Genomic DNA, 11536 nt, shown 5'->3' with positions numbered 1-11536 from the left:
CGGCGGCCCGGCGGTAGGGTGGCGGGGTCCGTCTGCCACAAAGTGTTGAGGAGTCCGCTGTGCTGGTGCTGTTGCCGCCCTCGGAGGGCAAGGCCGCGTCCGGGGACGGCGTGCCGGTGGCACTCGACCGGCTGTCGCTGCCCGGGCTGACGGCCGCGCGCGGCGCGGTGCTGGACGCGCTGGTCGGCCTCTGCCGGGGCGACGAGGACACCGCCGCCGGGGTGCTGGGGCTCAGCCCGGGCCTGCGCGGGGAGGTCGCCCGCAACGCCGGGCTGCCGACGGCGGGGGCGCGGCCAGCCGGCGAGGTGTACACCGGCGTGCTGTTCGACAACCTGGGCCTGGCCACGCTGGACGCCGCCGCGTACGACCGCGCGGAGCGTTCGCTGCTGGTCTTCTCCGGTCTCTGGGGCGCCGTGCGGATCTCCGACCGGATCCCGCCCTACCGCTGCTCGATGGGCGTGAAACTGCCGCCGCTGGGGGCGCTCGGAGCGTACTGGCGGGGCGCGATGGCCGACGTGCTGCCCGAGGTGGCCGACGGGTTGGTGCTGGACCTGCGCAGTTCGGCGTACGCGGCGGCGTGGAAGCCGGCTGGTGAGGTGGTGTCCCGCACGGCGACCGTCCGGGTGCTGCAGGAGCGCAACGGCAGGCGCACGGTCGTCAGCCACTTCAACAAGGCGACCAAGGGCCGTCTGGTGCGGGACCTGCTGGTCGCGGGGGCCGAGCCGAAGACGCCCGGTGAACTGACGGACGCGCTGCTGGGCCTCGGCCACCGGGTGGAGGTGGCGGCCGAGGGGACGGCGCGCAAGCCCTGGCAGCTGGACGTAGTGGTCACCGAGGTGCACTGAGCGCGGCGGCCCCGCGGCGCGCCTCCGGGGCGGGGCACCGGCCCCGGCCCCGGCGGCGCGGACGCTCAGCGCAGGTGCGAGGTGTCGTTGAGCAGCCGCAGCGAGGCGTTGCCGTCCGCGTAGTACTGGACGGAGCACAGCGCGGCGGCGGACAGCTCCATCCGGTACATCGAATCCGGCGGGGCGCCGAGGGCCAGGCGGACCAGCGTCTTGATCGGGCTGACGTGGGAGACCACCAGCACCGTCCGGCCCGGGTTCCGCGCGATGATCTTGTCCCGGGCGACGCCGGCCCGGTGGGTGAGCGTGGTGAAGCTCTCGCTGCTGCCGGTCGGCTTGGCCTTGGCCGAACCGAGCCAGGCCGCCAGGTCGTCCGGGTAGCGCTCCTGGACCTCGGCGAAGGTCAGGCCCTCCCAGTCGCCGAAGTCGACCTCGCGCAGCCCGTCCTCGTACCGGACCTCCAGGCCGAGCCGGGCCGCGACGATCTCCGCGGTCTGCCGGGTGCGGCGCATCGGGGAGGCCACCACGGCCTGGACGCTGCCGCGCGCGGCGAGCGCCGCGGCGGCCCGTTCGGCCTGCCAGCGGCCCCGGTCGGAGAGCTCCGGGTCGGTGCCGCCGCTGCCGGAGAACCGCTTCTGCGGGGTCAGCGCCGTCTCGCCGTGGCGCAGCAGGACGAAGGTGGTCGGGGTACCGAGGTCGGCCTCGGCCGCCCAGCCGGCCCTGGGGGCGGCGGTCTCCAGCGGCGGTTCCGCGGCGACGGCGGCGGCCTTCGGCCGGGGCTCCCACTGGCGGCCGGCCCGGCCCGCGTCCATCGCCTCGTTGGCGAGCCGGTCGGCGTCCTTGTTCCGCTCGCGCGGGATCCAGGTGTACGTCACCCGGCCGCGCGGCAGGACGGTGCGCGCCTCGGCGGCCAGCGGCTGCATGTCGGGGTGCTTGATCTTCCAGCGGCCCGACATCTGCTCGACGACCAGCTTGGAGTCCATCCGGACGTCCACCGAGGCGTCCGGGTCGAGGTCCCGGGCCGCCTTGAGGCCGGCGATGAGGCCCCGGTACTCGGCCACGTTGTTGGTGGCGTGGCCGATGAACTCGGCGGCCTCCGCGACGATCTGCCCGGTGTCGCCGTCCCGGACCACCGCGCCGTAGCCGGCCGGCCCCGGGTTGCCCCGGGACCCGCCGTCAGCCTCGACGATGAAGCGTGCCGCCACCGGTTCAGACGCCCGAGTCGGCGGTCCGGACCAGGATCCGCGAGCAGTTCTCGCAGCGGACCACCTTGTCGGCCGGCTCGGCCTTGATGGCGTTCAGCTCGGTGATGGAGAACTCGGTGCGGCAGCCCTCGCAGCGGCGCTGGTACAGCCGGGCCGCGCCGACGCCGCCCTGCTGCTCGCGCAGCTTGCCGTAGACCTTGAGCAGGTCGGCGGGGATGACGGCGGCGACGGCCTCGCGGTCCCGCTTGACCTTCTCGGCCTCGCCGTCGATCTCGGCGAAGGCGGCGTCGCGGCGGGCCTCGGCCTCGGTGAGGACGACGGTGGAGTGCTCCAGGCGGGCGCCCAGCTCGACGACCCGGCCCTGGGCGCTCTCCAGCCGCTCCATGACCTCCAGCACGACCTCCTCCAGGTCGCCCTGGCGCTTGGCCAGCGAGCCGATCTCGTGCTGGAGGTTCTCCAGGTCCTTCGGCGAGGTGATCGCGCCGGAGTTGAGGCGCTGCTGGTTGCGGGCGGACCGGGCGCGGACCTGCTCCACGTCCCCCTCCGCCTTGGTCAGCTCACGGGTGGTGTCGCCCTGCTGGGCCTCGGCGGCGACCACCAGGTCCTTGAGCGCGGTGTGGTCGGCGGAGGCCTTCTCGATCTCGGCGTGCTCGGGCAGGGTCCGGCGCCGGTGGGCCAGCTGGTCGAGCTTCGAGTCGATGGCCTGGAGGTCGAGCAGGCGGATCTGGTCGGCGGGCGCGGCGTTCAAGCGGAGGGCTCCTGTGAATCGGGTCAGGCGGTGAAGGACATGGGGGCGTGCGCGGTCCACGGGTCGGTGACCCGGTGGGAGACCTTGGTCTCCACGGCCCAGCCGCGCTTGTCCGCGGCGGCCAGCAGGGCCCGCTCGGCCAGGGTCAGCCAGGGCCATTCGGTGGCCCAGTGCGCGGCGTCGACCAGCGCGACCGGCGCCGCCTCGGCGGCCTCGGACGCCGGGTGGTGGCGCAGGTCGGCGGTGAGGTAGGCGTCCACCCCGGCCGCCCGCACCTCGGCGAAGAATCCGTCGCCCGAGCCGCCGCACACGGCGACCCGGCTCAGCAGCCGGTTCGGGTCCCCGGAGACGCGGACCCCGGCGGCGGTGGCGGGCAGGCCCCTGGCGACCTGCGCGGCGAAGGCGGACAGCGTCAGCGGGGGCTCCAGCAGGCCGATCCGGCCGGAGCCGCGGCGGCCCAGCGGGTCGGTCGGGTCCGGCACCAGCGGGCCGGTCACCCGGAGTCCGACCGCCTCCGCCAGCGCGTCCGAGACACCGGGGTCGGCGTGGTCGGCGTTGGTGTGCGCGACGTGCAGGGCGATGCCGTTGCTGATCAGCGTGTGCACCACCCGGCCCTTGAAACCGGTCGCGGCGACGCTGGTGGTGCCGCGCAGGTAGAGGGGGTGGTGGGTGACGACCAGGTCGGCGCCCCATTCGACGGCCTCGTCCACGACCGTCTGCACGGGGTCGACGGCGAACAGCACGCGGCCGACCTCGGCCTGAGGGTCCCCGCAGACCAGGCCGACGGCGTCCCAGGACTCCGCCCACTGCGGGGGGTAGACCTCTTCGAGCGCGGTGATGACGTCGGACAGTTTCGGCACCTGTCGAGACTACCGTGCGCGCGGGGGCGGTCGGGCCCCGGCCGTGGGGCGGGGCGGGCCGGGCCGCGGGAGCCGGAGGAGTCCGGGGTGCCGTTCGGGCGGGGCGCGGGCCCCCGTCGGGCGGGGGTCGGGCCCGAGCGGGGGGCGGCGTTCGGACGGAGGTGCCGTCGGCGTACGGATGCGCGTCAACCGGCGGAGGGGGCGGCCGGGAGCGACCGGCGCGGCCTCCGCGCCTCCGCACGCCGGGCGCGCGTTGCTCACACCGGGGCCCTCGCACGAAGGCGAAACGAAGCCCGGATCACCCTTATGAGTGAAGTGACCGGCGCTCCGTTGAGTCACCCCCGCCTCGAAAGTAACTTCAGTCCTGCGAACGGGAGTTGCCCCGGGAGGCGCCCCGACTTGGCGGTCCGGACGGCGCTCCGCCCCGCGCGGGCCCGGCAGGAGCGGGCACCGGGCGGGGCACGGCGGGGCCGGTGACTCCGGCCCCCGGGGCTCCCGCTCCTTCCGAGGAACCGATCAGGCCGGGGCGTCGGCCCGGGTGCCGGAGCAGTGGGCACCCGGGCCGGCGGCCCAGACGAAGGGATGTGGCGGCGCATGGAGGCGGACACATCGCTGCGTACGGCCGCGGGCGGGGAATCGGCGGGCCACGGGCCGGATGCGGCGGCCCCGTGGCCGGGGACGACGCGGGCGGCGCCGGCCGGCGCCGGAGGCCGGGGAGGCGACGACGACCGGGAGGTCGCCGTCGAGGGCCTCCGGTGCACGGCCGGGCCGTCTGCGTCGGGTCCACCGGATCCGCGACGGGCCCGCGTCCGGAGCCGGCACGGCCGGAGGTCCACCGGTGTCGCGGCACGACGAGCGGGGTGATCGGGACGTGAACCTGGCCACCCGGACCGTCGCGCCGGCGCTGCGCCGGCTGGGCTTCGCCTTCGCCGCCGACGGCGGACACGCTGCCTGCCTGGCCTCGGCCGCCGACGGCGGCTGGTACGCGGAGAGCTGGCGGCTGCCCCCGGACGGCGGCCCGGCCGCCCCGCTCGCCCTGCCGCTGTCCGGCAACCGCTCGGAGGACCTGCGCTCCCACCTGGTCGCACTGCCGGACGGCTCGGTGCTGATCTGCCGCCACGACGGGGACCGCCACGACCTGGTCCGCCTCTCCTACGGCGGGACCTCCGCCGCGGAGCAGCCGGTGGCCACCATCCGGATGCCCGGACTGCGGCTGCTGGCACTCCCGACGGGCCCCGGCGCCGGCCCCGGCACGCCCGTCGCCCTGGCCCTCGGCACGGACAACCGCCCGGCCACCACCGCCTGGCTGGTGCGCACGGACGGCAGCGAGCCCGAACGGGTCGCCGAGATCCCCGGACTGCACGGCGGCGGCACCTGGCTGGACCGCACCGGTGACCTGCTGGCGCTGGACCGGGTCGACGCCGGGCTCGTCCGCAGCGTGCTGCTGGACTTGCGCAGCGGCACGACCGCCCCGCTGCTGGAGATCGGCGGGCACAGCAACGACCGGCTGGTGCTGTTCGACCCGGACAGCGGGTTCGCGATGGTGCGCAGCGACGCACCGGGCACCGACCGGCTCGGCTGGGGCGTGCTGGGCGGCGGCGAGCCGCTGCGGTTCCCGGCGTGCCTGCACGTCGCGGGCACCGTCCTGCGTCCGGTGGCGCTGCGGCCGGACGGCGACGGCCTGCGGGTCGCGGTGCAGGTCGACCACGGCGCCGGCTCGGCGCTCGCCCTCTGGCGGCCGGGCACCGGCCGGCTCGAACCGCTCCCCGTCCCGCCCGGCCGGCTCGGTTCGGTCGGGCACTGGGGCGAGGCGGCACTGCGGCTCCCCTACTCCTCGCCCGACCACCCCGCGGCGCTGGCCGCCCTGGACGTCGACGCGCTGCTCGCGCACGGCCCCGCCCCGGCCGCCGGCGGCCCGACGCCGCTGCCGCTGCAACTGGCACCACTGGGCTCCGGGCCCCCCGGCCCCTGGCGGGGGGCCGGGCTGCCGTGGCAGCCCGACGGCCCCCGGGCCACCCGCACCCCGCCGCCGGGCTGGCGGGTGGACGGCAGCACCGCACCCGGCGACGGCGGCCGCTGGCAGCCCGCGCAGAGCCTCGAACTCGCCGGCCCCGCAGGGCCCCTGGAGGCCGTGGTGTACGGCGGGGACGCCTGGCTGAGCAGCCCGCACCTGGTGCTGGCGCTGCACGGCGGCCCGGCCGACGCCTGGCGGCTGGAGTTCGATCCCGCGCTGCAGCGGATGTCCGCCGAGGGGCTGGCCGTCGTCGCCCCCAACCAGCGCGGCTCCACCGGTTACGGGGTGGCGCACGCGATGGCCATCCGGGGCGCCTGGGGCGGACCGGACCTGGACGACGTGCTGCACCTGCTGGACGGCATCGCCGGGCAGCGTGCGGCGCTCGGCCTGGAGCCCCCGGCCCTGTTCGGGGTCAGCTACGGCGCGTTCCTCGCCCTGCTGGCGGCCGCGCACGCACCCGCGGAGCAGGTGTCGCGCTGCGCGGTGGTCGCCCCGTTCCTGTCCGGCGCCCGGCTGCTGGCCGAGGCCGCCGGGCCCGTCGGGGCGTTGACCACCCGGCTGGGCGGCGGCGAGACGATCGCCGACGCCCGCGGCCCGCGCGACGTCCTGCAGCTCGCGCACCGGCTGACCGCACCGCTGCTGATCGTGCACGGCAATCGGGACGAGGTCGTCCCGGTCGGCCAATCCCGCTCGCTGCGGCACGAGTTGCTGCGGATCGGCCGGGTCGAGGGAGTGGACTTCCGGTACGTCGAGGCGGCCGGCTCCGGCCACGAGGTGCTCGCCGAGGAGGGCGCCGCCGTCCTGCACGAGCTGCTCGCCGGGTTCCTGCGGACCGGCCGACCGGGCTGATGACACCGCCGCGCCCGGCCCCCGGGCGCGCATCGTGATCTCGATAGGGTCTCGTCCGCTCCGGCCGTTATGGTGGCCGGGGCACGGGCCGCGATCACCGGCTGTGGCGCGTACCGAGCGCCCGATCGGGGACCGGGCCGCGCGCCACGCGCCGGCCGGGCGCCGATGACCTGCACCCTCGCACGGAGAAGACGATTCTGATGTCCGACACCCTCACCGACACCACCGGACCCGCGGCCAACGGGACCGACGCCGACGAGAACACGGCCGAGGACACCGCGTCGCACGGTCGGCACCGCGGACGGTCCGCCGCCGACGACAGCCCCGCGGCCGACCCGCACGGCCGGCACCGCGCCGCGGCGCGCCTGGGCTGAGCACGCACGCACGGAAGGGCCCGCCGGGGACGCACCCCCGGCGGGCCCTTCCGCGTCCGGTGCCGGCCGCCTCAGCCCAGCGTCACGACCGTGCGCAGGGCCTCGCCGCTGCGCATCTGCGCGACGGCCTCGTTGACGTCCGTCAGCGGGACCCGGTGGGTGATCATGGCGTCGAGGTCGATCCGCCCGGCCCGCCAGAGGTCGACGACCAGCCCGATGGTGCGGGCGACGGGCGCGCCGCCGTAGAGCGAGGGCAGCAGGCGCTTCTCGTTGAAGAACAGCTCGCCCATGGTGAACTGCGCGCGGTCGTCCTGCGCGCCGGCGCCGATCACCACGACCGCGCCGCCGCGCCGGGCGGCGTCGTACCCGGCCCGGACGGTGGCGGCCCGGCCGACGGCCTCGAAGACGTAGTCGAAGCCGCCGCCCGGCAGGCCCTTGGCCGCGGCCCTGAGCTCCTCGGGGGCGAGGGCCTCGGTGGCGCCGAAGGAGAGCGCCCGCTCGCGGCGGGACGCGACCGGGTCGACGACGGTGATCCGGGCGGCCCCGCAGACCCGGGCGCCCTGGACAGTGGCGATCCCGACCCCGCCGGCGCCGATCACCGCGACGGAGGAGCCGGGTTCGACCCGGGCGGTGTTGACGGCGGCGCCGACGCCGGTGGTGACGCCGCAGCCGATCAGCGCGGCGGCCTCGTGGGGCAGGTCGGCGGGCACCTTGATGACGGCGTCGGCGGAGACCACGACCTCCTCGGCGAAGGCCCCGGTGCCGTAGAACCCGGAGGCCTCGACGGCGGCGCCGCCCTCCTCGAAGCGGAAGCCGGGCGCGCCGAGCCGCCGCAGGCTGGCGACGCACAGGTGGCCCCGGCCGTGCTCGCAGTGCGCGCAGCGGCCGCAGGGGGCCATCCAGCAGAGCACCACGCGGTCGCCGGGGGCGATGCCCCGGACGCCGTCGCCGACCTCGACGACGTCCCCGGCGCCCTCGTGCCCGGGGACGAACGGCGCGGGCTGCGGCAGGACGCCGCTCATGGCGGAGAGGTCGGAGTGGCAGAGGCTGGCCGCGCGCATCCGGACCCGTACGGTGCCCGGGCCGAACCCGACGGCCGTCACGTCCTCCCGGACGTCGAGGGTGTCCTGGCCGGTCTTGTGCAGGACGGCTGCGCGCATGGGGCTGCTCCCGGTGTGCCTGGTGTGCCTCGGATCGGCGGTCGGGCCGATTCTGGCACGGGCGGCCCGGCGGGACTAGAACACGTTCCAGGGCCCCTGTGGTCCCCCCGTCTACCGTCGAGTAGGGTCCGGGGCGAGCACGTCCGCCCCCGTCCCGGACGTCCCGAACCCGAGGAGCACGGCATGTCCGACCTGCTGGAGAGCGCCCGCCCGGCGCCCGAGGTGCTGGCGGCGTTCGAGGCGGCGACCGGGTTCATGCCGGTGGACGAGGGGCTGGCGCTGTACGCGGCGGCGGTGACCGCGGCGCGCGGCACCGGGCTGCCGGTGCTGGAGATCGGCACCTACTGCGGGCGCTCCGCGGTCCTGCTGGCCGCCGCGGCCCGGGAGACCGGGACGGTCGCGCTCACGGTGGACCACCACCGCGGCTCGGAGGAGCAGCAGCCCGGCTGGGAGTACCACGACCCGACGCTGGTGGACCGGGAGGTGGGGCTGATGGACACCCTGCCGCGGTTCCGCCGCACCCTGCACGCGGCCGGGCTGGAGGAGCACGTGGTGGCCCTGGTGGGCCGCTCGCCCCGGATCGCCGCCCTGTGGGGGCGGCCGCTGGCCCTGGTGTTCATCGACGGCGGTCACACCGACGAGCACGCGACCGGCGACTACGAGGGCTGGGTCCCGCACCTGGCGCCGGAGGGGCTGCTGGTGGTGCACGACGTGTTCCCGGACCCGGCGGACGGCGGCCAGGCCCCGTACCGGGTGTACCTGCGGGCGCTCGCCGAGGGCTTCGAGGAGGTCTCGGTGACGGGCTCGCTGCGGGTCCTGCGCCGCACGGCGGGCTGAGCCTCCCCCGCCGTCCGCCCCGGCGCCCGCCGCACCCCGCCCGTCGCACCCCGCCCGGGGAGCCCCGACGGGCCCCGCGAACCCTCCCGCCCGGCCCCGACGCGCACGGACGACCGCCGCGCCTCCGACCGATCCGCCGAGCCGCCCCACAGCCACACCCCGATGCTCTAACGTCGTGCCGGGGCTGTCGGGCGGGGGTTCGAACGGTACGGTGTCCGCGCAGCACCAGGCAGAGCAATCGGCGGACGGTGGGGGCTAGCGGCACATGACGGACCAGCACAACACCGCTCCGGCGGTCTGGGACCCCACCGCGCGCGGTGGTGCGGGCGGCTGGGTGCGCGGCCCGCAGCAGGCCCCGGGCGAGGAGGCCGCCGGCCCGCCGCCGCTCGTGACCGGCCCCGTCCCTCCCGGCCCCGTGGCCCCGCCGCCCACCGCGGGCGCCGTGGGCGACCAGGGCCCCCCGCTGGCCGCCCGCCCCTACCTGGCCGCCGCACCCGGCCACGAGGCGCCGACCGCGCCCGCCTTCCCCGCCGCGGCCCCGCAGCCGCCCGCCGCTCCGTTCCCATCCCACGCGACGTCCCAGCGCACCGCCCCGGGCCCGGGTCACGTCTCGGGCCGGGAGGCCGGCCCCGGCTACGTCTCCGGCCAGGCCCCCGGGCCCGGCTACGTGTACCCGCCGCAGCCGCCCGCCGGCCCCCCGCAGGCCCCGTACGGGCACGGCCCGGGCCCGTACCCGGGCGGTCCCGGGCAGCCGGGGTACCCGGCCGGCCACCCCGCCGACTACCCGAACGACTACGCGGACCCGGACGACGAGGACCGCCCGGGCAACCGGAAGGCCCCCCTGCTGATCGGCTTCGCCCTGCTCCTGGTGCTGGCGGTCGGCGGCGGCCTGCTGATGGCCGCCAGGAACGGCGACGACAAGAACGGGCAGGCCGCGCCCGCCCCGTCGGCCACCGCCCCGACCTCGGCCGGCAACCCGCCGCCGGCCCCGGCCCCGACGGGCACCGACGCCGCGCCGAGCGGCGCCGCGACCGACCCGGCCTCGGCCGGCGCCACGCCGAGCCCCACCGCCTCCGGAGCCGGCCCGAACGCCAAGGGCCAGGCCCAGGCGCTGGACGACCTGCTCACCCAGGGCGAGAGCGCGAAGGCCCCGATCGGCAGCGCGGTCGCCAAGGTGACCAGCTGCCCGGCGAAGGCCGACATCGAGAGCGCGGCGCAGGTGTTCGACAACGGTGCGAAGCAGCGCGACGACCTGCTGCGCAAGCTCGCCGGGGTGGGCGTCGGCGACGTGCCGGGCGGCGCCGACGCGGTGGCCTCGCTGAAGCAGGCCTGGCAGCTGTCGGCCGACATCGACCGGGCGTACGCGAGCTGGGCCCGGGCGGTGGCCGGCCAGGGCTGCTCGGGTTCGGCCCCGAACACCGCCGACAAGAAGCACGCCGACGAGCTCAACCCGCAGGCCACCCAGGCGAAGAAGGACTTCGCCGCCAAGTGGAAGCCGATCGCCGACAGCTACGGCCTCACCCCGCGCACCCAGGACAGGATCTGAACCACCCGTGACCGGCTCCGCCTCCCGACCGCCCCGCCGTTCCGCCCTGCTGCGCGTCACCACGGTGGTGGGCGCGGCCGTACCGCTCTGCATGGCGGGCTGGTTGGGCTGGCAGGCCCTCGAAGGCCCCACCCCGGTGAGCGCCGCGGGCACCTCCGCCGCGGCGCCCACCACCCCGTCCGGCACCGACCCGTCCGGAGGACCGGGGACGCCGGGTGCGTCCGGCGCGCCGGACGCCTCGGGCACCCCGGCCGCGGACCGGCCCACCGCGGCCTCCCCGGCTCCGTCGGACACCGCGGCCGCCACCGCCTCCCCCGGCGCCTCCGGCTCGCCCGACGCGACCGCGCTCAGCGGCCGCACCGTCGTGCTCGACCCCGGCCACAACCCGGGCAACTCGGCGCACACCACCGAGATCAACCGTCAGGTCGACATCGGCAACGCCCACAAGGAGTGCGACACCACCGGCACCGAGACCAACGCCGGCTACACCGAGGCCGAGTACACCCTGGACGTGTCCCGCCGGGCGCGGGCCATCCTCGCCGCCCGCGGCGCCACCGTGGTGCTGGTGCAGGACGGTGACCGCCGGTGGGGCCCGTGCATCGACGAACGCGCCCGGGCGAGCGCCGCCGCGCACGCCGACGTCGCGCTCTCGGTGCACGGCGACGGCGGCCCGGCGAGCGGCAGCGGCTTCCACGTGATCATGCCGGCGCGCGTGGTGGCGGGGAAGGCGGACACCTCCGCGATCGTCGAACCCTCGCACCGGCTCGGCCTTCTGCTGCGCGAGCACTTCCGCGCGGCGACCGGCGAGCAGTACGCGGACTACGTCGCGAACCAGGGCCTGGACACCCGCTCCGACCTGGGGGGCCTCAACCTGTCCACGGTCCCCAAGGTGTTCATCGAGTGCGGTAACATGCGCAACCCGGCGGACGCGAAGCGGATGACGGATCCTCAGTGGCGGCAGCAGGCGGCACAGGGGATCGCAGACGCGCTGACGGCGTATCTGACCACGCGGTAAAGGGAGTTGGGGCGGGCCGGCCCGGTGGGCGGCAGCGCGCCCGGCCCGCGCCGTTTGCAACGACTTCGCCCCATTACCGGTCCCGC

Annotated in this window: 10 protein-coding genes; 6 read left to right on the top strand and 4 right to left on the bottom strand. The window is 77.0% G+C overall.

Features of this window, described 5'->3' with window-relative positions:
• Positions 1-59 precede the first annotated feature (59 nt).
• Complete coding sequence (gene yaaA, locus ACIA8Q_RS06510; RefSeq protein ID WP_396316839.1) at positions 60-845, top strand: peroxide stress protein YaaA; 786 nt, start codon at positions 60-62, stop codon at positions 843-845.
• A gap of 65 nt (positions 846-910) precedes the next feature.
• Here yaaA and ACIA8Q_RS06505 read toward each other — a convergent pair whose 3' ends face one another.
• Genes ACIA8Q_RS06505 through ACIA8Q_RS06495 form a run of 3 tightly spaced genes read right to left on the bottom strand, consistent with a single transcriptional unit; the run spans position 911 to position 3655 of the window.
• Complete coding sequence (locus ACIA8Q_RS06505) at positions 911-2047, bottom strand: bifunctional RNase H/acid phosphatase (RefSeq protein ID WP_360214554.1); 1137 nt, start codon at positions 2045-2047, stop codon at positions 911-913.
• Between the two features lie 4 nt (positions 2048-2051).
• Positions 2052-2795 carry a C4-type zinc ribbon domain-containing protein gene (locus tag ACIA8Q_RS06500; RefSeq protein WP_360214552.1) on the bottom strand — a complete coding sequence of 248 codons (744 nt, stop codon included), beginning with the start codon at positions 2793-2795 and terminating at the stop codon, positions 2052-2054.
• Positions 2796-2818: 23 nt separating this feature from the next.
• Complete coding sequence (locus ACIA8Q_RS06495) at positions 2819-3655, bottom strand: Nif3-like dinuclear metal center hexameric protein (RefSeq protein WP_360214550.1); 837 nt, start codon at positions 3653-3655, stop codon at positions 2819-2821.
• An 871-nt stretch (positions 3656-4526) separates the two neighbouring features.
• On the opposite strand from ACIA8Q_RS06495, the gene ACIA8Q_RS06490 reads away from it, so the two are divergent.
• Together ACIA8Q_RS06490 and ACIA8Q_RS06485 are read left to right on the top strand one after the other, a co-directional pair.
• Positions 4527-6518, top strand: coding sequence for an alpha/beta fold hydrolase (locus ACIA8Q_RS06490; protein WP_360214548.1), 1992 nt, complete (start codon positions 4527-4529; stop codon positions 6516-6518).
• A gap of 200 nt (positions 6519-6718) precedes the next feature.
• A complete protein-coding gene (locus ACIA8Q_RS06485; RefSeq protein ID WP_360214546.1) occupies positions 6719-6892 on the top strand; it encodes a hypothetical protein in 174 nt (57 codons plus the stop codon).
• 71 nt (positions 6893-6963) lie between these two features.
• On the opposite strand, the gene ACIA8Q_RS06480 is transcribed toward ACIA8Q_RS06485, so the two are convergent.
• Positions 6964-8052 carry a Zn-dependent alcohol dehydrogenase gene (locus ACIA8Q_RS06480; RefSeq protein ID WP_360214544.1) on the bottom strand — a complete coding sequence of 363 codons (1089 nt, stop codon included), beginning with the start codon at positions 8050-8052 and terminating at the stop codon, positions 6964-6966.
• A 183-nt stretch (positions 8053-8235) separates the two neighbouring features.
• Here ACIA8Q_RS06480 and ACIA8Q_RS06475 point away from each other — a divergent pair, with 183 nt between their 5' ends.
• The 3 genes from ACIA8Q_RS06475 to ACIA8Q_RS06465 all read left to right on the top strand — a co-directional run bounded on the left by ACIA8Q_RS06475 (position 8236) and on the right by ACIA8Q_RS06465 (position 11450).
• Complete coding sequence (locus ACIA8Q_RS06475) at positions 8236-8889, top strand: class I SAM-dependent methyltransferase (RefSeq protein WP_360214542.1); 654 nt, start codon at positions 8236-8238, stop codon at positions 8887-8889.
• A gap of 265 nt (positions 8890-9154) precedes the next feature.
• Positions 9155-10435: a hypothetical protein gene (locus ACIA8Q_RS06470; RefSeq protein WP_360214540.1), complete on the top strand. Its 1281-nt coding sequence runs from the start codon at positions 9155-9157 to the stop codon at positions 10433-10435.
• Between the two features lie 7 nt (positions 10436-10442).
• The gene (locus ACIA8Q_RS06465) at positions 10443-11450 is read left to right on the top strand and encodes an N-acetylmuramoyl-L-alanine amidase (RefSeq protein WP_396316838.1); all 1008 of its coding nucleotides are present in this window, start codon (positions 10443-10445) and stop codon (positions 11448-11450) included.
• The last annotated feature ends 86 nt before the right edge of the window (positions 11451-11536 follow it).

Source organism: Kitasatospora sp. NPDC051705 (assembly GCF_044453265.1).
Taxonomy (GTDB): Bacteria; Actinomycetota; Actinomycetes; order Streptomycetales; family Streptomycetaceae; genus Kitasatospora.
The sequence above is the reverse complement of the archived record's forward strand: the minus strand, read 5'-3'. Positions and strand labels throughout refer to the sequence as shown.

What these genes read in the sequence shown, in the direction of transcription:
- ACIA8Q_RS06485 (WP_360214546.1), top strand. Translation starts at nt 6,719, where the DNA reads ATGTCCGACACCCTCACCGACACCACCGGACCCGCGGCCAACGGGACC.
- ACIA8Q_RS06480 (WP_360214544.1), bottom strand. Translation starts at nt 8,052, where the DNA reads ATGCGCGCAGCCGTCCTGCACAAGACCGGCCAGGACACCCTCGACGTC.
- ACIA8Q_RS06475 (WP_360214542.1), top strand. Translation starts at nt 8,236, where the DNA reads ATGTCCGACCTGCTGGAGAGCGCCCGCCCGGCGCCCGAGGTGCTGGCG.
- ACIA8Q_RS06470 (WP_360214540.1), top strand. Translation starts at nt 9,155, where the DNA reads ATGACGGACCAGCACAACACCGCTCCGGCGGTCTGGGACCCCACCGCG.